This is a genomic window from Dysgonomonas sp. HGC4, assembly GCF_001261715.1.
Lineage (GTDB): Bacteria > Bacteroidota > Bacteroidia > Bacteroidales > Dysgonomonadaceae > Dysgonomonas_A.
The window spans coordinates 1-21,072 of sequence record NZ_CVRU01000145.1; the positions used below are offsets into that span (position 1 = coordinate 1).

Consider the following 21,072-nt stretch of genomic DNA (forward strand, 5'->3'; position numbering starts at 1 on the left):
TGCATATCTACTTTTATAGAAAAAAGGAAATAAAAAAAAAGTTCAACATATGTCACGATTCAGCCGCATCGAAGCCTGTCAGGCCATGGCCAGCACAGGAATGGTTCCCGTCTTTTACAACAACGACCTGGAAACCAGCAAACAAGTAGTCAAAGCCTGTTACCAAGGAGGTGTTAGAGCCTTCGAATTCACCAACAGAGGAGACTTCGCACACGAAATATTCGCCGAACTAGTCAAATGGGCAGCCCAAGAATGCCCACAAATGATACTAGGCATCGGATCCATCGTAGACGCAGGCACAGCCTCACTCTACCTGCAACTAGGAGCCAACTTCGTAGTAGGACCACTCTTGAACCCCGACATCTTCAAAGTATGCAACCGTCGACAAGTAGCCTACATACCCGGATGCGGATCAGTATCAGAAATAGGATACGCACAAGAACTAGGCGCAGAAGTAGTCAAAGTATTCCCGGCCGGAAACGTAGGAGGACCCTCCTTCGTTAAAAACGTAAAAGCACCCATGCCCTGGTCAAGCATCATGGTAACAGGAGGAGTAGAACCCACAGAAGACAACCTGACCAAATGGATAGAAGCCGGAGTAACCTGCGTAGGAATGGGATCCAACCTCTTCCCCAAAGAAGTAATAGCAGCCAAAAACTGGGCAGAAATAACCCGAATGAGTAAAGAAGCATTAGCCATTATAGCTAAAGCAAGACAAAAATAAAACTCTTAGGCTTTAATTCCTTACAGAAAACATAATACAATACAATTATAACAATCAATTGTATTTACACTTTAGATCGCCATAAAAAGGTCTCAGACCTTACCATTAGAAAAATAACAAACGGGTCTGTGACCTTAAATACCATACTGAATGAATACACCAAATCAACCAACACAAAAAATGACAAATTACAGGTGGACTATCTGTGCTATGTTATTTTTTGCAACTACAATCAATTATCTGGACAGGCAGGTACTTTCCCTGACCTGGAAAGACTTTATCGCACCCGAGTTTCATTGGACAAATAATGACTACGGTAACATTACCGCATTGTTCTCTATCTTCTATGCTTTAAGCATGCTCTTTGCAGGCCGCTTTGTCGATTGGATGGATACCAAGAAAGGATTCCTCTGGGCAATCGGTATTTGGTCAGTAGGAGCCTGTTTACATGCCTTCTGTGGAATAGCTACATCAGGTATAACAGCCGGTGAATGGTTTGTAGGATTCGAAGGAGCCAGAGAAGCCATAGCTATGGTAAGTGATGGTGCTATGGTAGCATCGGTAAGTGTTACACTCTTCATCTTTGCCCGTCTGGTATTGGCAATAGGGGAAGCTGGTAACTTTCCGGCAGCTATTAAAGCAACAGCAGAATACTTCCCTAAAAAAGACAGAGCATTATCTACCAGTATCTTTAATGCGGGAGCTACAGTAGGAGCACTGGCTGCACCTATCTCAATTCCTTTCATTGCTGCTCATTGGGGATGGGAAATGTCTTTTATTATTATCGGGGCACTGGGTTTTGTCTGGATGGGATTCTGGGTATTCATTTATAAGAAACCAGAGAAACATCCTAAAGTTAATGCTGCTGAGCTTGCTTATATCCAACAGGATTTGGATGGTAGTGAGGGTATGGATGAAGCTACTAAAAAAGCGCACGATGGAAGAAAGATTTCTTTCTTGGATTGTTTCAAGTACAAACAAACCTGGGCTTTTGCTTTTGGTAAGTTTATGACGGATGGTGTATGGTGGTTCTTCTTATTCTGGACGCCTGCTTACCTGAGTTCGGTATATGGTATTAAATCTTCTGATCCGGAAGGTCAGTTGGCAATTTTTGTGTTGTATCTGATTACGCTGCTTTCTATTATCGGGGGATGGCTTCCTACTTATTTTGTGGATAAGAAGGGTATGAATCCGTATGCGGGTCGTATGAAGGCGATGTTGATTTTTGCTTTCTTCCCTCTCTTGGCTTTGTTTGCTCAGCCTTTGGGGAGTGTTTCGTACTGGCTTCCTGTGATTATTATCGGTATTGCGGGTGCTGCTCATCAGGCTTGGTCTGCTAATATTTTCTCGACGGTGGGTGATATGTTCCCTAAGAAGGCTATTGCTACTATTACGGGTATTGGTGGTATGGCTGGTGGTGTGGGTTCGTTCCTTATTAATAAGGGTTCGGGGGTGCTCTTCGATCATGCGGGGGAGACTCAGATGGTATTCATGGGCTTTAAGGGTGAAGAGGCTGGTTATTTTATCATCTTCTCGATTTGTGCCGTGGCATATCTCATTGGATGGGCTGTCATGAAAACTCTTGTACCTAAATATAGTCCGATTACTGATCTATAAAAAAATATTACTACTAACCATAGAAATCTCTATAAATGAAAAAAATAAATAAAACAACAGTAGATAAAAAAGAACTTCCTGCAAAGATCCTTCAATTTGGTGAAGGCAATTTCCTTAGAGCTTTTGTAGATTGGATGATCCACAAAGCTAATGAAGCAGGAGTTATGAATCATGGAGTTGTAGCAGTACAACCTATTGCAGGCGGAGAATTTGTTGCTAACATATTCAACGAGCAAGATTCGATGTACCATGTTTATCTGGAAGGAATCAAAGACAAGAAACCAGTCAAAGAAGTTACTTTGGTAAAGAGCATCAACAAAGTATTGAATCCTTATTCTCAATATGCAGAATACGAAAAATTATTTTTGAGCGAAGAGTTGGAAATGATTATTTCTAATACAACAGAAGCAGGTATTCGTTATGAAGAAGGTGATGATTTGAATGCAACACCTCCTAAATCGTTCCCTGCTAAAATGACTGCTTTATTACACAAACGTTACAAGAAATTTAACGGGGATGTAAATAAAGGCTTACTAATCATTTGTTGTGAATTGATCGAAGACAACGGATCGACTCTTCGTGAATATATATTGAAGCACGCAGAATACAACAAGTTAGAAGAAGGTTTCATCAAGTGGATAAATACTGCTTGTCACTTCTACGATACATTGGTAGACCGTATTGTTCCCGGATTCCCTAAAGAAAATATCAACGAGATAAAAGAGGAACTAGGATTTGATGATAACTTGGTTGTAAAAGGTGAATATTTCCATGTATGGGCTATCGGTGGTGACTCTATAATCAAAGAGAAATTGCCTTTAGACAAAGCCGGATTGAATGTTCTTTTCATGGATGATATAAAAGATTTCCGCGCAAAGAAAGTTCGTATTCTAAACGGTTCACATACAGCCATGGTTCCTGTTGCTTTGCAATTGGGATGCCAAACAGTAATGGATGCTTTCAATACACCTGAGGTTGAAAAATATATCAATCAGATGGTAGCTAGTGAAGTACTTCCTGCAATTGATGAAGATCCGGAAGAATTGAAAGCTTTTGCAGCTAAAATTTTAGAACGTTTCTATAATCCTTATCTGAAACATTATCTGAAAGATATTTCACTAAACTCTATTTCTAAATGGGAAACACGTGACTATCCGACGGTGTATGACAACTATAAGAAGTTAGGAAAATCACCAAGATTGACTACTTTCTCGTTTGCAGCACTTTTAGTATTGTATAGTGGGAAATCGGAAGTAAGTTTTACTCCAAACGATACTCCTGAATTTATCGAGTTTATAAAATCTACTTATAAAGAGTATGACATAAACGGATGGGTATCAGGAATACTACAAAACAAAACAATGTGGAAAGAAAACTTCACAGAGACACCCGAATTTGGAGAAGAAGTTGCTGAAGGCGTGAAGCTTATACTAGACAAAGGTATGCTTAAAGCTCTAAAAAGTATTATAGACTGATAATTTTGATAGAATCATAAATACTTGAAACATAGAAGGGTAATTTTTTGTTATCCTTCTATGCTTTACCAACTAAAAACTAGCCTGAGCCATGAATAATGATTGCTTGTACTGTACCAAAAATCAGACTCAAAAAGATCTGATGATCGAAATATGCGAACTTAGTGTTTCAACCGTATTTCTATTTCAAGAACAAACATATAAAGGACGATGCATTGTAGCATATAAAGGTCATGCTACTGAATTATATGAACTAAAAGGGCAAGAACTTCTTTCGTTTATGGAAGATGTAAACTTAGTTGCCAGAACTATAAAAGACCTATTTAATCCTGCTAAAATAAATTACGGGGCATATTCTGACAAATTGCCTCATTTACATATACATCTTGCTCCCAAATATGTGGATGGAGCAGATTACGGATCGATATTTACAATGAATCCACAGAAGGTATATTTGTCTGATTTAGAATATACTGAAATGATCAACTTAATAAAAGCCAGATTAAAATCATGAATAAATATTTAAAAATAAATCCAAACGACAACGTTTGCGTTGCGATAGAAAACCTCAATGAGGGTGATGTTCTATCTGTTGATGGGGTTAATATCACGATCAAAAACCCGATAGAAACAGGGCATAAATTTGCCATCACGGATATAAATACGAATGAGAATGTTGTAAAATACGGCTACCCAATCGGGCATGCAATTGCAGACATTAAGGCAGGAGAGCATGTGCACACTCACAATGTGAAAACCAATCTACATGATAATCTCCAATATTCGTATGCACCTGTACATCCTAAGTTAAATATCCCCAAAAGTGACCTGACAATAAACGGTTATTTACGCTATAATGGTGAAATGGGTATTCGTAACGAATTGTGGATAGTACCCACGGTAGGTTGTGTAAACGGACAGGCTCAGGCAATTATAGAGCGTGTAAAGAAAGAGTTGGATATTTCTCATATCGACGACATCCGTGTCTATACACATAATTACGGTTGTTCTCAATTGGGAGATGACCATTCCAACACCCAAAAAGCGTTGGCAGCTTTGGCTAAACATCCCAATGCGGGTGGTGTATTAGTGCTAAGTTTGGGATGCGAGAATAATCAACAGGCTGATTTTAAAATAGCCATGGGCGAATGGGATCACGAACGTGTACGATTCCTCATCTCACAACAAGTGCAGGACGAAATAGCTACCGGCTTCGAAATGATGAGCGAATTGGTTGAAAGAATGAGACAAGATAAACGTGAACAACTTGCATTATCAAAACTAAAAGTTGGCTTAAAATGTGGCGGTAGCGATGGCTTTTCGGGTATTACTGCCAATCCTTTGGTAGGACAATTGTCTGACTGGTTGATTGCTCAGGGAGGTACAAGTATTCTGACCGAAGTTCCCGAAATGTTTGGAGCTGAAACAATATTAATGAACAGAGCCGAAAACGAAAAGGTATTTAATGATACTGTTTTACTGGTAAATAACTTCAAAAATTATTTCCGTAAATTCGATCAGGAAATATACGAGAACCCATCTCCGGGAAACAAAGCTGGTGGTATAACCACACTTGAAGATAAATCGTTAGGTTGCACTCAAAAAGGAGGAAATTCGGAGGTTGTAGATGTTTTAGACTATGCTCAACCTGTAACTAAACATGGTTTGAACTTATTAAATGCTCCCGGTAATGACCTGGTTGCAGCATCTGCATTAGCGATGTCGGGTTGTCAAATTGTTTTATTTACAACAGGTAGAGGAACTCCATTCGGTTCTTTTGTTCCGACTATGAAGATTTCCACCAACTCGAAATTGTATAACTTCAAAACAAACTGGATAGACTTTAATGCAGGTACTTTACTCGAAGGTAAAAGCATGGAAACAGTACTTAAAGAATTTGTCGATTTTATTATCCAAACATGTGATGGTAAACACCTTAAACATGAAAAAACAGGATTTAAAGAAATTGCAATATTTAAAACAGGGGTTACTCTATAAACCTCTGGACTCTCTCTTATTTATATTGGATTAAAAGGAAAAGCATCTGCGAATTATTTGCAGATGCTTTTTTAGGTCTAAGACCTTTTTATTTTGTAGCACTTGGCAAAATAAAGAAAAATGTACTACCCATGCCCTGAGCTGTTTCCACATCAATAGTACCTCCTTGTGTTTCGATAAATTCTTTACTGATTGCAAGTCCTAATCCTGTTCCCGATTTAGAACTGCCCGGAACTTGAAAATACCTTTCGAATATCTTCTTCTTGTATCGACCATCAATACCTTTTCCCGTATCTTTTACTGAAAACAGAACTCCGTTAGGATGCTTTCTTAGTGAGATAATTACCTCGCTTTTTTCGATTGAATATCGGATTGCATTTGTCAGAAAATTAGTCATAACCCATGCTGTTTTCTCGGCATCACCATTGACAAAAGGAATACCCTCTTCAATATCTGGCTTAAGTACAACATGTTTTTGATCGGCTTGAATCCGAGTGGTATCAATCGCATATTGAAGAATTATACGTGGATCGGTAGCTTGTATATTCAATTGAATATTTCCTGTTTCAACCTGAGACATATTCAGCAATTCGCCTGTGATCTTAAGGAGTCGTGAGCTATCATCTTTTATACTTTCAACCAATTGCTTTTGCTCATCATTCAGCTTGCCTGTTTCGAGATGCTCCAATAATTGTGTACTCATCTTTATAGATGAAATCGGAGTTTTCAACTCATGAGATATGGTAGCTATAAAATTGGTTTTAGCAGAATCCAATTCTTTGAAAGGTGTAATATTTTTCAGCAGGATTACATATCCTATCAATTCGCTTCGTTCCTCCCCTGTTGGCGTAACTTCTATATTAATTATCTCTTTTTCGAAATATGATTCTTTGTTATCTGTATAAATTTTCAGAGGTGTTTTTTTATCCGTTTCTTTCGATGGCTTTATAATGTCTACAATAAGTGTACGTATCAGATCGTTACTGACAGCAATATCTACTACCGATTTATTAATAATCTCGGCTCTGGTTAAGCCGGTAATCTTTAGAGCCTCATCGTTTACAAACAGGATTATTTTATTTTCGTCAAGCCCTATCACCGGATCGTGCATATTATTTATCAGAGTTTCTACCCGCTTCTTTTCTTTGAGGATTTTCTCTAATCGGCTGCTAGAATATTCTTCGAGTTTCTCGGCCATCGTGTTAAACGATTTAGCTAAATCTCCGTATTCGTTATGACCTTCGAAGTGTACTCGCTGGCTATAGTTCTGATTGGCAATCTGCCTGATGCTTTCGGTTAGTTCACGTATCGGTTTCGCTATATTGTTGGGTAACTTTATTAATAACCCGAAAGCAATAAGAAAGCATAAAGCGCCTGTTACAACAATCCAAACAATAGCTGTTTCGGCAGTATTATTGGCGATTTCGCTTTTCTGCTCGATAGCCCCCATATTCAGCTCCATCAACTTGGCAATATCTGTGCGGATATATCCTTGTATTGTATCATTAGTCATATCGACTTTAAGCTTCTCAAAATTCTCGGCGATATCTAAAGTCACATTACTTTCATTCCTTTCGGTCATGTTGTGTAATTGCTTTTCCAAGTTACTATCGAACTTAGAAACCGCTTTCGGATTGTCTTTCATCTCATCCAAAGCCAACAGCATATTACGAGAATATTCCATCGTATTGTAATTGGCTATCAATATATTATTCGTGTCTCTTTTCAACTCGTTAATATACCACATACTAACCCCTGCCAAAAGGATAATAAGGCAAAAAAGGAGTCCGACTCCGAATGTCAATTTCTTTTTTATTTTCATGATAAGATAATTAAATCAATTCCCTCAGCCTTTAGCGTTTTTAGTAATTCATTCATCGGTCGAGTTTGTAATACCATCCGAAACCAATGCAAATGAGGCATTCCGATACATACGGTCGATACATTCATCTTTATAGCCTGTTCCACAATTGCTTTGGGTATGCTCGTATGCTTTACCTGTATAACTTGTCCGCCCAATTCGACAGCTAATTTAAAACTATTAATCAACTTTCGTTGACTATCTAACGCTATTTTATCGAGGCTCTCCTGCGGTCGCTGAACATACAACACATACCACTCGCCATTGTAATAGCCTGCCTGACGTGCTGTTTTTCGGATTATATTATTTGCTTTCTTCCCGTTACTACCAATACATGCCATAAATGTCATATGCTTGCTAGGCGTAGCATTGGGTGCTTCACTATCGGCTTTGCGTACCACATGACTGGCAACTTCTTTGAGAGCTAATTCTCTTAGTCGAAGAATATGTTCGCTCTTAAAAAAATTTGTCAGAGCCGAATGTATTTTATCGGTTGGGTATATTTTCCCCTCTTTTAGACGAGAGATCAAGTCTTCTGCTGTTAGGTCGATATTTACAACCTCATCCGCCATTGTGATTATGCGGTCGGGAATACGTTCGGCAACCTCAATACCCGTGATTCTCTTTACTTCTTCATTGAGACTTTCGATATGTTGAACATTTACGGCACTGATTACATTGATTCCTGCTTCTAAAATTTCTAATACATCCTGCCAGCGTTTTTCATTTTTGCTGCCCTCGATATTGGTGTGTGCCAGTTCGTCGATAATCACAATTTCGGGGTGAAGATTCAATATGGTCTGTACATCTAATTCTTCGAGTTCCTTTCCTTTATAGAAAATTTTTCGGCGTGAAATTATCGGCAATCCCTCGAGTTGAGCAGCGGTTTCTTTTCTGCCATGCGTTTCGATATAGCCAATTTTAATATCAATGCCATTTTCCTGAAGAATGTGTGCTTCTTGAAGCATACGATAAGTTTTGCCTACACCGGCTATCATACCGATGTAGACTTTAAATTTTCCTTGCCTCGATTTTTTTATCAGATTCAGGAAATGTTGAACATTGTTTTCTCTTTCTTCCATCAAAGTATAATTTAGAATCTGACTGCTAATGCTGTCGTTACAAATACGTCATTATCAGTAAATCCATCTTCTTTTTGAAACACTTCATTTTGACTGGCGAAAAGACGTCCTTCAAGTCTCCAAATAGCAGCATCTGAAATGAGATAATCAAAATTAAGAGAGTATCCCCATGTTTCAAATCCGTCAGGGGCTTCTGTTGAAATGATTACGCCGTCTTCATCCTGATAATATTCAACTCGGGCAGCTACATTTATTTTATCGGATAACGAATATCTTCCTAACAAAGCAAAAGTATACCATCTGTTATAACTGCTGCTGCTTTTTTCTTTCTGTTCCCAACCAATATCAAATCCGGCGGTGAGGTCCAATTTATCTGTCAATTGAAATTGCCCGAAAAGGTCGTGAAAATAGCGCATTTTTCTCTCATCATCGGGTTTATCATTCCCGATAAATGAACTGCTATTTAAAGTAACTCTATCATTTGGCTTGAAAACAAGCTGATGCCCGAAAGCAGGCGTATTATTTCCGTCTATACGCTGAATACGTTGCCATCCATTCAAAATTAAACCACTTAGCATCCATCGGTTATCATTGGTTGTATAGGTTACTTTTGCCCCTGTTTCGAAGTAAGGCGAATTTTCAGCCATAATGCTTCTTGTTAACGTCCAGCAATCCATTCCAATAGCGCTTTCGAATCCAATATGCGATGCGAAAACTCCTGCATCTATCCAGATATTTTTAGTCTTCGATAATTTAACTCCAATATTTGCCTCATAGATATTTTTCAAAACTCCGGGTTCGGCTGCCATGTTATCATTACTATATGTACCCGCCATTAAACCCAAATTAGACCTCAGGTTGTGAGTATTATACGATGCCTTAAGCATCCCGATATTGAGATTCACTTCGTTGTGCCTGTTATAAGCATACATAAATGGTTGCCTCTGATGATTGTAGGGTTTATTGAAGTCGTAACTATAATAAATGTCTCCGTATCCACTGATAGTAAGTGGAGAAGCTACTTTTGCATCATCTTGCGAAAACGCATTGATTGTGAACATAGTCAACAATGCAACTATAAAACTTACTGTTTTCATCTTATTTCAATGTATCAAGAGCGATGTTAAGTTTTAAAACATTAATCTTTTCTGTTCCAAATAATCCGAATAATGGTTTTTCGGTTTGTTCATCAACTAATTTCTGTACATCCGACTCTGACAATCCACGTACTTTAGCAATCCGCTTCACTTGAATATGGGCTGCTTGTACCGAGATATTCGGATCGAGTCCACTGGCACTTGCTGTTATTATATCGACAGGAATTTCGTTCTTTGCAATATCGGGATTATGCACCAAGAAGGTATCAATACGGGATTTTACCGTGTCCAGATATTCACTGTTCGAAGCGCCTTTGTTGCTTCCTCCCGATCCTGCCGCATTGTAATTGACAGCAGATGGGCGTGACTGAAAATACTTATCACTTGTAAATGACTGCCCGATATTACTATAATATGTATTGCCTGAATATTCTATAATCTCCCCTTTTCCATTATTGAGAGACAGTTGAGCTATACCCCATACGCAAACAGGATAAACTACAGCGAAAAGTATAATAGTAGCTATCGTTAAGCGTATAGCAGGTAAAATATCTTTTTTCATTTTATTTTTATATTTAAGAGTCTATTTAAAATTGGTTAGCACATACCCTATATTCGACTGGGCGTATAATTATACGCCCCTACAAAGGCTTAGAAAAATAACGACACCAAAATATCAATAAGCTTTATTCCAATAAATGGTACTATTATACCACCTAAGCCGTATATAAACAGGTTTCGTCGTAATAATGCTGATGCACCGATTGGTTTATAGGTTACTCCTTTTAATGCTAAAGGAATAAGTATGGGTATAATGATTGCATTAAAAATTACTGCTGACAGAATAGCACTCTCCGGGCTATGCAACTTCATTACATTCAAACCTTGCAATGCAGGAATAGCTGTTATGAACAGTGCCGGAATGATAGCAAAATATTTAGCTACATCATTTGCAATACTGAAAGTGGTAAGTGTACCTCTGGTCATCAATAGTTGCTTTCCGATTTCAACTACTTCAATCAACTTAGTAGGATCATTATCCAAATCGACCATGTTTCCGGCTTCTTTGGCAGCTTCCGTTCCACTGTTCATGGCAACACCAACATCTGCCTGAGCCAGTGCAGGTGCATCATTAGTACCATCACCCATCATGGCAACCAAGCGACCATCGGCTTGCTCTTTCTTGATGTAGTTCATCTTATCTTCGGGCTTTGCTTCGGCAATAAAATCGTCCACCCCTGCTTTTTCGGCAATATATTTTGCTGTTAATGGATTGTCTCCCGTAACCATTACGGTTTTTATTCCCATTTTCCGTAAACGTTCAAAACGCTCCTGTATTCCTGGTTTAATAATATCTTGCAGTTCGATTACTCCAACTACTTTTTCATTGACAGAAACAACCAAAGGTGTTCCTCCATTGCTTGATATCTGCTTTACTCGTTCATCTACATCATTGGGATATTCATTTCCTGCTCTTTCAACTAAAGTCCGTATAGAATCAGCCGCTCCTTTTCGAATGCGGATATCGCCTGCATCAACACCCGAGCAACGAGTTTCAGCCGTGAATGTGATAAACTTGAATTGGGGAGAAGATACATCATAATCGGACGGACGAACATTTGCCAATTCGATAATAGATCGTCCTTCGGGAGTCTCGTCAGCCATAGAACTTAAGACAGCTGTTTTCACGAACTGTTCTTCGTCTGTTCCTTTAGCTGGATAAAAAGAAGTCGCTTTGCGATTCCCTATGGTTATAGTTCCTGTTTTATCTAATAGAAGAACATCTATATCTCCTGCTGTTTCTACCGCTTTTCCACTTTTGGTAATCACGTTAGCTCTCAAGGCTCTGTCCATCCCGGCAATACCTATAGCAGAAAGTAACCCTCCAATAGTTGTAGGAATCAGGCAGACAAATAACGAAATAAATGCTGCTATGGTAATAGGTGTATTCGCATAATCGGCAAATGGTTTTAATGTTACACACACAATAATAAATACTAGTGTAAAGCCTGCCAATAATATAGTCAAGGCTATTTCATTCGGTGTTTTTTGGCGGCTTGCACCTTCTACCAAAGCAATCATTTTATCAAGAAAGCTTTCTCCGGGTTGAGTCGTTACCATTACTTTTATTTTATCGGACAATACTTTTGTACCTCCCGTAACGCTGCTTTTATCGCCTCCCGATTCTCGGATAACAGGAGCTGATTCACCCGTTATAGCACTTTCGTCAATGGTTGCCAAGCCTTCTATTATTTCTCCATCGGCAGGTATTATATCTCCTGCTTCGCAAAAGAATACTTGTCCTTTATTTAGGGACGAAGATTGTACTATGGTCCACTCTCCTCTATCATCCAATAATTTTGCAGGAGTTTCTTCCCTTGTTTTACGGAGATTATCCGCCTGTGCTTTTCCTCGGGCTTCGGCAATAGCCTCAGCAAAATTGGCAAACAGAAGAGTCAGCAAAAGAACTATAAAGACGACTATATTATATGTCAAGCTACCTTGCGAAGTATTACCAAACAAGGTACTGAGGCAAACAAACAACATAATAACTGTTCCGATCCAAACGGTAAACATGACCGGATTGCGGAAAAGATCCTTCGGATTGAGTTTTATAAATGAATGTTTCAATGCTTCTTTCAATAAAGCCTTTTGAAACAGTGATGGATTATTTGACTTCATTTCGTATTATTTCTATTAAAGTCTCAGACCTATTTATTGCTTTGGCAAACATAATAGCGAGAGATAGTTATGATTGTAAAATGTAACAGTAAATATTTAGTGCTACTTAATTATCTATACAATGAAAAATGTTCAGCAATAGGTCCCAATGTCAAAGCAGGGAAAAAAGCCAGAGCCGCAATGATGGCTATTACAGCAAATACCATAAGTCCAAAAGTCGAAGTATCGGTCTTTAGCGTTCCCGCACCTTCGGGTATGTATTTCTTGCTTGCCAATAATCCTGCAATGGCTACAGGTCCTATAATCGGAAGGAAACGAGACAGTAACAATACTATACCTGTGCTAATATTCCACCAAGGTGTATTATCGCCCAAACCTTCGAATCCACTGCCATTATTGGCTGCCGAGGATGTATATTCGTAAAGCATCTCGCTGAATCCATGAAAGCCGGGATTATTCAATGTTGAAGCTGTAAATTGTGGAAACGCCGTTGCTAAAGCGGTTGCCGTGAGAATAAGAAAAGGATGCAGTAAAGCTATAATCATAGCAATCTTCATTTCCCGAGCCTCAATCTTTTTCCCCAGAAATTCGGGAGTACGCCCCACCATCAGTCCACTGATAAATACTGCCAGAATTATGAATATAAAGAAGTTTAACAAACCGACTCCGCACCCTCCATAAAAGGCATTTATCATCATTGCCAGTAATTGATTCATCCCTGATAAAGGCATCGTACTATCGTGCATTGCGTTGACCGATCCTGTTGAAATAACCGTAGTCACAATACTCCAGAATCCTGATGAAGCAGCGCCGAAGCGAACTTCCTTGCCTTCCATTGCTCCCAACGAATTATCTATGCCCAGGGATGTTATAGCAGGATTTCCATTCTGTTCTAAAAGGATATTAGGTGTTACTAACAGGAGAAAGCCGATAGTCATGACTCCGAAAATCATCCATGATAGTTTTTTACGCTTGATAAAATACCCAAATGCAAAGATCATGGATAATGGAATTATCAGCTGTCCGATCATCTGCATCATAAAAGTCAGATAATTGGGATTCTCAAACGGATGTGCCGAATTTGTTCCAAAGAATCCTCCACCATTGGTTCCGACATGCTTGATGGCAATAAAAGCAGCAGCGGGTCCTCGTGAAACTTCAACTGTGTTTCCATCCTGCAAGGTCGTCATGGTATCCTTTCCCTCAAAAGTCATGGGAGTACCATTAAAAACTAATATCAATGCCAATACAAGGGATACGGGCAGCAATATTCTAACACAAGATTTCACCAAGAAATTATAGAAATTACCTAACTGATCGGTACTTTTTTTTCTAAATGCCTTAAATAATACAACCGCCGCAGCCATTCCCGTTCCTGCACTTACAAACTGCAAAAACATAAGCCATATCTGGCTCAAATAGCTGACACCTGTTTCACCCGAGTAGTGCTGTAGGTTACAATTTACCAAAAACGAAATGGATGTATTGAAAGCCAAGTCTGCCGACATGTTCGGATTTCCATCCGGATTTAATGGTAACCATTGCTGAGTCATTAATAAAGCCATGCTAATCAGAAACCAAACTAGATTAATTGTCAACAATGCTGATAAGTGTTCTTTCCAAGTCATTTCTTTTAAGGGATTTATTCCCCCTATCTTGAAAAGTATTCGGTCTATTGGATCGAAAATCGGGTCAAGCCACGTTTTACTTCCTTCATAGACTTTTGAAATATATTTCCCCAACGGAATAGCCAAAGCCACTGCGATTAAGAATGTTGTTATTATACCAAGTATTTCAGTGTTCATTTTTTATTAAATTAAGTTCGCAGAACTATTTATTGCTTTGGCAAGCAAAACAGCGATAGATAGTTATGCCCATTAAATGTATCATTAAGTATTTTTTATTACTTAGTATTTAAGATTCCTCATTTTAGTTATTAGGAATTATTAGTCTGAGTAATACTCCGAAAAGGATAGCAATAGAAAAGAAAACCATTAATAAGTGCGTTGATTTAATTTTTTGCCTCCTTTCTACTAATCGGCGTAAGTGGGACATAAGACGCTTTGATTTTTTAGTTTTCATATCACTGGCTATTTTCATTTTTTAAAACTTCTCAGGATGTAATAATACATACACCATATAACCTAAAACTACGATTGCGATAACGAATAAGTATAACATAACTTTAAATTTTATTGAACCATTTAATTGATCTGTAAAAGAGGGCAAAACATGCTATTGCCACCATTATTAAAACTCCAACCTGCATTATCTTTCTTTTTTAATTAGACCTATATTTACTACTATGATAGTATATATGCCAATCTTATGCCAACAAAAATGATCACAGACCAATTTATTGCATACTTGACAGTTATGAATTTTGCTGAAAATCGGAGCATAAAAAAAGCCTATCAAAATGATAGGCTCCTTCTCAAAATGAGAATTATATTATTGTAGCTACAGTTTATATTCTTCTACTTTTCGGTATAAGGTAGCAATGCTTATTTCTAATAATCGGGCTGCTTCGGCTTTATTCCCTTGCGTATAGTTCAATACTTTTCTGATATGTGCCTTTTCTATATTCATCATAGATAAAGACGAAGTTGCACTATCAGAGATATTCGATTGTTGTAATTCAAAAGGCAAACAATCAATAGTCAGTACATCCTCATCGGCAAGAATAACGCTACGTTCTATAATATTTCTCAGTTCGCGAATATTCCCTTTCCAAGTATTTTGCTCCAGTGTCTTAATATATTCGGGAGACAGAAGTTTTATCCGCTTATTCATCTTCACAGCAAAAACCTGAGCAAAGTCATTTGCAAACAGCTTAATATCCTCTACCCTATCTCTCAGAGAAGGAAGTGCTATCTGGAAAACGGACAAACGATAATACAAATCGCTTCGAAATTGCCCGTTTTCAATCTCCTTATCCAACTCTCTGTTCGTTGCAGCTATTATCCTTACATCAACTTTAGTTGGTTTGGTTTCTCCTATTTTAATAAACTCCTTTGTTTCGAGAACTCTTAATATTTTAGCTTGCAAGTCCATAGGCATTTCACCGATTTCATCTAAAAAGATAGTTCCGGAATTGGCTTCTTCAAACAATCCTTTCTTATCTTTTAATGCTCCCGTAAATGCTCCTGCTTTATGTCCGAATAATTCGCTTTCCAATAAATCTTTACTGAAAGCCGAGCAATTGATGGCTACAAAAGATTTATTCTTTCTGTTTCCTCCATAATGAATGGCTTGTGCAAAAACCTCTTTACCTGTACCTGTTTCACCAGTCAACAGAACGGTAGTATCGGTAGCAGCCACTTTGCGACTCATACCAATGGCATTCAATATCACTTTAGATGTCCCAATAATATTGTCAAATAAATATTTCTGCTCTACCTTTTGTTCAAGCTGAGTGACCCGTTTTGACAGTTCTGTTTTTTCTAGAGCACGATACAAAAGAGGGATAATACGGTTATTGTCATCTCCCTTCGTTATATAATCAAATGCTCCGTTTTTTATGGCTTGTACTCCATCGGGAATATTGCCATAAGCAGTCAGTAGAATCACTTCAGTCAAAGGTTGTATTTTTTTTATCTGCTGAATAAATTCCACCCCATTGGCATCTGGTAGCTTCACATCACAAATAATCGCATCAAAATCTTGCTGTTCTATTTTCTTTAGAGCAGTCACAGCATCTTCTGCCTGAAAAACCTGAAATTTCTCTAGTTCAATAATTCGAGCCATCAGCTTACGAAGCTTTTCCTCATCATCTATCAATAGTATTTTTTTCACTATATAAAGAGTAATTGATTTGGATGTAAAAATACATCTTTTTCAGGTCTTATTACTATTTAGCTCTCCAAGTATAAAAACGTCGTATGGAAATACCATATTTCTAAAACTAGCATACGATATTGGCAAGAGTATATTTTAAAATTCTAAGACACTGATAATATAATTAGTTTATTAAATTTGTATTCATGTACCTATTTGTAATTTCACTCATTAATAGCGATACAGAAATAACCTCTTAATATATACAAGTATGAAAAACACGTACAAATTTTACACTCTTTTATTCGCAATGGCTTTTATTTGTTCGACTGTCACTACTCTTGCACAAAAGCCCTTTGTAGTACAATCTCCAGATGGCAAACTCAAAATGAATGTATCAGTTGGTAATATTATTGAGTATTCTTTGGAGCATGACGGTGATTTAATATTGAAAAGATCGCCAATATCAATGACTCTTACCAATGGAATATCTTTCGGCGTTAATTCGAAGCTGTCAGGCTCATCAACTAAAACAATCAACCAGACAATATCTGCTTCAATTTATAAGAAGAAAGAAATAACCAATAATTATAACGAATTGAATCTTATGTTTAAGGAAGGGTTCAATATTATATTCAGAGCCTACAACGATGGTATAGCATACCGTTTTGTTTCGAATTTGAAAAAGCCATTCGAGATAAAAGAGGAACAAGTTATTTTTAACTTTCCTAAAGATGAGAAAGCTTATATTCCATATGTACAGATAGTAACAGAACCTCTCGAAAAACAGTTTTACAACTCGTTCGAAAACACTTACCAACATATCAATATATCTCAATGGGATAAAAAACGTCTCGCTTTTCTTCCTTTAGTTGTAGAAGCCCCCAAAGGCAAAAAGATATGTATTACTGAGGCTGATCTTACAAGTTATCCGGGTATGTACTTATATAACAGCGATGGTTCAAATAACCTCACAGGTGTATTTGCCCCCTACCCTAAAGAAATTAAGCAAGGCGGACACAATATGTTGCAGGGCGAAGTACAATCGCATGAACCATATATAGCTAAGTGTAATGGTGCAACTAACTTTCCATGGCGTACTCTTATCGTTTCTGAAAACGATCACGATTTAACAGACAACGATATGGTATATAAGCTTGCGACACCTAATAAAGTGACGGATATATCGTGGATAAAACCTGGGAAAGTAGCTTGGGATTGGTGGAATGATTGGAATTTATTTAATGTTAACTTCAAATCAGGTATTAACAATGAAACGTATAAATATTACATTGATTTTGCATCGGAGCATGGTATTGAATATGTAATATTAGATGAAGGATGGGCTGTTAATTTACAAGCTGACCTATATCAAGTAGTGCCCGCAATCGATTTGAAAGAACTCGTAAATCATGCCAATAAAAAGAATGTCGGGCTTATATTATGGGCCGGATACTATGCATTTAATAAAGATATTGAGGGCATTTGTAAACATTATTCCGAAATGGGAATCAAAGGCTTTAAAGTAGATTTCATGGATAGAGATGATCAGCCAATGGTTGATTTTCATTATCGTGCTGCTGAGATCGCTGCAAAACACCATATGTTGCTCGATTATCATGGAACTTATAAACCAACAGGACTGCAAAGAACATTTCCTAATGTTATCAACTTCGAAGGAGTGCATGGTCTAGAGCAAATGAAATGGTCTCCCGAAAGTGTCGATCAGGTGACCTATGACGTAACCATACCATTTATAAGAATGGTAGCTGGTCCGATGGACTATACTCAGGGAGCAATGCGTAATGCTAGTAAAGGAAATTATCGTCCGGTTAACAGTGAACCAATGAGCCAAGGTACACGATGCCGTCAGTTAGCAGAATACATAATATTTGAATCACCATTAAATATGTTATGTGATAATCCATCCAATTATATGCTCGAAAAGGAATGTACTGAGTTTATTGCTAATGTGCCAACCATATGGGATAATACAATAGCTTTGAACGGAAAAATAGGTGAATATATTACTATCGCACGCAAGAAAGATAATATCTGGTATGTAGGCTCCTTAACCAATTGGGATGCTAGAACTCTCGACATTGATCTTTCGTTTTTAGGCGAAGGAAATTATAAAGCCGAAGTCTTTAAAGATGGTATTAACGCGAACAGATCAGGACACGATTATAAGAAAGAAGTAATTGACATACCTGCAAATAGAAAACTTCAACTACCAATGGCATCTGCTGGTGGCTATGTTATGAAAATTTACAAATAATAGAAGTTTAATAAGATCAAGATAATTCAGAAAAAGGGTTTTCCACGTTGGATAACCCTTTTTTCACCTCAATTGTATCGTTATGGGTAAATAATAAATTATAAGACTATTATAAAAACAAAATATATCCTCTAATTAGCAGAGATCTTGAATCACTGAAGATCAGACACATAAATATCCTCAAGCAATTACTCAAATCTTTAGAATGATGGCTATCTGCATTTTAAGAATGAACTTATCGATTAACTGAATTAGGTTCGTTTGTTTATTATATATATAATTTCTTTGCAGATATATTTCATTCCTGTGGTTGAATACATTACAAAACATAGCCCAACCTTCTATTTTTAACACATACAATACGGATAGATGAAATTAATATTAGACACAAGAACAAAACTAGAGAATAGGATTATATCTGTTTTCACATAAATAACCCTTTTCATTCTCTATAAAATAAGAGCTTGGAAAGAGTTATATTTTATCAAGTATTTTCCGAAATAGAACGGAGCTATCGCAAAACGGAAAACTTTTTTAATCTATAATATATCTCTATCTTTTCTGTTCACCCTTCGTTATTCGGACTAATTCATCATACAAGTTAGCATCTTTAGATAACTTTAGTTTTGCTCTTATATGACTTCTTGTACTTGTTATTGTATTAATCGATTTATCTAACAGAACACTTATCTCGCGTGTATTCTTATCTTGAAGTATAAGAGAACACACTTCTCTTTCGCTTCGTGTAATTTCGGGGCAATATTCCATTAACAGAGCAAAATTCTGCTCTTCCATACTCATAATCTCTTTTGCCCGATACATAATAAGTTCTTCTGAACGTTTTCCGAGCATCTTCAATACATGGGTAGTCTGTTCGGGAGCTACATTCTTTTGTTTCATTCCATCAATAAGAGATCTTAGCTCATCTTTATCGATATGTAGAAAATTTAGGAGACTTTCTCTTTCATTGTGAAGTTCATCATTATCATCTTGCATTTTACGTATGCTCCGATACATTATTTCCCCTAAAAAGGCTGTAGCTATAAATATAAAGCCCAATATAGCAGACATTGAGAGAATACTAAAACTACTGGTAAGAAAGCCAGCTACCAGATACGCAGAAGATGAGAATATTGCAAAAACAAAAGGCAAATATCGTATATAAGAAAGGATCAAAGCAACTATAACAGAGAGGCATAAAGTCATATTAGCTAATATAAATTTACGGCTCACAAGAGTGTCTAATACTACTCCGTGAGATAAATCAGCCATAAGCCCTACCTGAATGATAATAGCATAATATATTACAGCCGTCTTTGCCGGTAATCTATTGAGAAGGAATAAACCCATTACCACCAAAATTAGAACCGCTTGAATTATATTAGATAGTCTATAAAAAGAATCTTTCAAATCAACATCCAAAAGGATATCTATCATTATTACGATCAAGGAACTTACCGACATAATAAGGAATACAACAACAGCTTGTCGTTCCATCAATGTCTCTCCTGAATATATCTTCTGTAAAACCTTCTCTTTTATATTGCTCATTGATTATCGTCTCAAAGTCCTTAATACCATTTATTGGTGCTTATTTAACACCACTTACTTCACTATAGAAACCTCTAAATTTTGAAGTAATATTATCTTAATCGATGATCGTTTTATTCCCTTTTCATCGTAAATTTAGAATACTAACAATCGATCCCTGCTTCTTGTTCAAAACCATATTTATGACTACAAGCTTAAGGAATAAAGGACATATATAAAGAATTGAAAATATCTATATAACAACTTCCTTTTCATCAAAAATTGGTCTAACTATGTTTTCAATTTTTCTTCAAGACTCATTATCCTTCATAATAAAGTCCATAAATCAACATAAACAACTACAATATAATCTCTTACTATATAAAACAAATAAAAAACCGAATACTATTTTGTACATAATCAGAAGCTATATTTTTAATAAAAAAAGAACTATTATACCAAAAATGATTGAAAACAGACCTAAATCAACCATAACACCTCATTATCAACTATATAACCCTCAATAAATAGACTTATCTAAAAGTGAAAATTTAATATAATATACATTTTTGATATTTTTCAATCCACTAAATTAACATTATCATTATTAATAAGCATTTTTCTTATGCTGGGAGGGCTATTTTGGACATTTTTTGACATAGATTATTGATAATATATTCTGAATTTCCTGATTAACACCCTTAATTTTGCAATACAAATTCGATCTATGGATTGATCATTAAATAATAAATATCAAAAAATTATAATGAACAACTTTCCTAAGTCATTACAATTTAATGTAAGAATGAAGAAGAATAGATTATTACTAGGTTTATTACATCAGAACAAAAAACAATTAAATCTGCTAAAATTAAGGTTTATATGATGACCTCAAATAAAGTCTGATTACATGAATAGATTTATTCATTACTACCGGTAGTCTACTTTATT

15 protein-coding genes are annotated in these 21,072 nt (G+C 36.8%); 6 read left to right on the top strand and 9 right to left on the bottom strand.

The features are described 5' to 3' along the window. Positions 1–49: 49 nt before the first annotated feature. The 5 genes from HGC4_RS13835 to HGC4_RS13855 all read left to right on the top strand — a co-directional run bounded on the left by HGC4_RS13835 (position 50) and on the right by HGC4_RS13855 (position 5,814). On the top strand, positions 50–724 hold the full coding sequence (locus HGC4_RS13835) for a bifunctional 4-hydroxy-2-oxoglutarate aldolase/2-dehydro-3-deoxy-phosphogluconate aldolase (RefSeq protein WP_050710732.1): 675 nt from the start codon (positions 50–52) through the stop codon (positions 722–724). Positions 725–874: 150 nt separating this feature from the next. Continuing rightward, on the top strand, positions 875–2,341 hold the full coding sequence (locus HGC4_RS13840; protein WP_050710733.1) for an MFS transporter: 1,467 nt from the start codon (positions 875–877) through the stop codon (positions 2,339–2,341). A 35-nt stretch (positions 2,342–2,376) separates the two neighbouring features. Beyond that, positions 2,377–3,816, top strand: a complete 1,440-nt coding sequence (locus HGC4_RS13845; RefSeq protein WP_050710734.1) for a tagaturonate reductase — start codon at positions 2,377–2,379, stop codon at positions 3,814–3,816. A 91-nt stretch (positions 3,817–3,907) separates the two neighbouring features. Further along, positions 3,908–4,330, top strand: a complete 423-nt coding sequence (locus HGC4_RS13850; RefSeq protein ID WP_050710735.1) for an HIT family protein — start codon at positions 3,908–3,910, stop codon at positions 4,328–4,330. Then, positions 4,324–5,814 carry a UxaA family hydrolase gene (locus tag HGC4_RS13855; protein ID WP_304437594.1) on the top strand — a complete coding sequence of 497 codons (1,491 nt, stop codon included), beginning with the start codon at positions 4,324–4,326 and terminating at the stop codon, positions 5,812–5,814. Before HGC4_RS13850 ends, HGC4_RS13855 begins: the two co-directional genes overlap by 7 nt. Before the next feature lie 88 nt (positions 5,815–5,902). On the opposite strand, the gene HGC4_RS13860 is transcribed toward HGC4_RS13855, so the two are convergent. From HGC4_RS13860 to HGC4_RS13890, 8 genes are all read right to left on the bottom strand, one after another. After that, positions 5,903–7,636, bottom strand: a complete 1,734-nt coding sequence (locus HGC4_RS13860; protein ID WP_050710737.1) for a sensor histidine kinase — start codon at positions 7,634–7,636, stop codon at positions 5,903–5,905. Continuing rightward, a complete protein-coding gene (locus HGC4_RS13865) occupies positions 7,633–8,757 on the bottom strand; it encodes a sensor protein KdpD (protein ID WP_050710738.1) in 1,125 nt (374 codons plus the stop codon). The genes HGC4_RS13860 and HGC4_RS13865 overlap by 4 nt, the downstream gene beginning before the upstream one ends. A gap of 11 nt (positions 8,758–8,768) precedes the next feature. Next, positions 8,769–9,854, bottom strand: a complete 1,086-nt coding sequence (locus HGC4_RS13870) for a porin (protein WP_050710739.1) — start codon at positions 9,852–9,854, stop codon at positions 8,769–8,771. A 1-nt stretch (position 9,855) separates the two neighbouring features. Further along, complete coding sequence (locus HGC4_RS13875; RefSeq protein ID WP_050710740.1) at positions 9,856–10,416, bottom strand: K(+)-transporting ATPase subunit C; 561 nt, start codon at positions 10,414–10,416, stop codon at positions 9,856–9,858. 89 nt (positions 10,417–10,505) lie between these two features. Continuing rightward, positions 10,506–12,536 carry a potassium-transporting ATPase subunit KdpB gene (gene kdpB, locus HGC4_RS13880; protein WP_050710741.1) on the bottom strand — a complete coding sequence of 677 codons (2,031 nt, stop codon included), beginning with the start codon at positions 12,534–12,536 and terminating at the stop codon, positions 10,506–10,508. 110 nt (positions 12,537–12,646) lie between these two features. After that, positions 12,647–14,341 carry a potassium-transporting ATPase subunit KdpA gene (gene kdpA, locus HGC4_RS13885; protein WP_050710742.1) on the bottom strand — a complete coding sequence of 565 codons (1,695 nt, stop codon included), beginning with the start codon at positions 14,339–14,341 and terminating at the stop codon, positions 12,647–12,649. Between the two features lie 298 nt (positions 14,342–14,639). Then, positions 14,640–14,717: a potassium-transporting ATPase subunit F gene (locus HGC4_RS18700; protein WP_110312183.1), complete on the bottom strand. Its 78-nt coding sequence runs from the start codon at positions 14,715–14,717 to the stop codon at positions 14,640–14,642. Positions 14,718–14,996: 279 nt separating this feature from the next. Continuing rightward, entirely contained in the window at positions 14,997–16,331 is a 1,335-nt protein-coding gene (locus HGC4_RS13890; protein WP_050710743.1) for a sigma-54-dependent transcriptional regulator, read from the bottom strand. A gap of 253 nt (positions 16,332–16,584) precedes the next feature. On the opposite strand from HGC4_RS13890, the gene HGC4_RS13895 reads away from it, so the two are divergent. Then, complete coding sequence (locus HGC4_RS13895; RefSeq protein ID WP_050710744.1) at positions 16,585–18,591, top strand: glycoside hydrolase family 97 protein; 2,007 nt, start codon at positions 16,585–16,587, stop codon at positions 18,589–18,591. Positions 18,592–19,143: 552 nt separating this feature from the next. Here HGC4_RS13895 and HGC4_RS13900 read toward each other — a convergent pair. Then, entirely contained in the window at positions 19,144–20,142 is a 999-nt protein-coding gene (locus tag HGC4_RS13900; RefSeq protein ID WP_050710745.1) for a helix-turn-helix transcriptional regulator, read from the bottom strand. Between the last annotated feature and the right edge of the window lie 930 nt (positions 20,143–21,072).

Excerpts from the sequence above, each read along its gene's own strand:
- HGC4_RS13835 (WP_050710732.1), top strand. The coding sequence starts at position 50 with ATGTCACGATTCAGCCGCATCGAAGCCTGTCAGGCCATGGCCAGCACA.
- HGC4_RS13840 (WP_050710733.1), top strand. The coding sequence starts at position 875 with ATGAATACACCAAATCAACCAACACAAAAAATGACAAATTACAGGTGG.
- HGC4_RS13845 (WP_050710734.1), top strand. The coding sequence starts at position 2,377 with ATGAAAAAAATAAATAAAACAACAGTAGATAAAAAAGAACTTCCTGCA.
- HGC4_RS13850 (WP_050710735.1), top strand. The coding sequence starts at position 3,908 with ATGAATAATGATTGCTTGTACTGTACCAAAAATCAGACTCAAAAAGAT.
- HGC4_RS13860 (WP_050710737.1), bottom strand. The coding sequence starts at position 7,636 with ATGAAAATAAAAAAGAAATTGACATTCGGAGTCGGACTCCTTTTTTGC.
- HGC4_RS13865 (WP_050710738.1), bottom strand. The coding sequence starts at position 8,757 with ATGGAAGAAAGAGAAAACAATGTTCAACATTTCCTGAATCTGATAAAA.
- HGC4_RS13870 (WP_050710739.1), bottom strand. The coding sequence starts at position 9,854 with ATGAAAACAGTAAGTTTTATAGTTGCATTGTTGACTATGTTCACAATC.
- HGC4_RS13875 (WP_050710740.1), bottom strand. The coding sequence starts at position 10,416 with ATGAAAAAAGATATTTTACCTGCTATACGCTTAACGATAGCTACTATT.
- kdpB (WP_050710741.1), bottom strand. The coding sequence starts at position 12,536 with ATGAAGTCAAATAATCCATCACTGTTTCAAAAGGCTTTATTGAAAGAA.
- kdpA (WP_050710742.1), bottom strand. The coding sequence starts at position 14,341 with ATGAACACTGAAATACTTGGTATAATAACAACATTCTTAATCGCAGTG.
- HGC4_RS18700 (WP_110312183.1), bottom strand. The coding sequence starts at position 14,717 with ATGTTATACTTATTCGTTATCGCAATCGTAGTTTTAGGTTATATGGTG.
- HGC4_RS13895 (WP_050710744.1), top strand. The coding sequence starts at position 16,585 with ATGAAAAACACGTACAAATTTTACACTCTTTTATTCGCAATGGCTTTT.
- HGC4_RS13900 (WP_050710745.1), bottom strand. The coding sequence starts at position 20,142 with ATGAGCAATATAAAAGAGAAGGTTTTACAGAAGATATATTCAGGAGAG.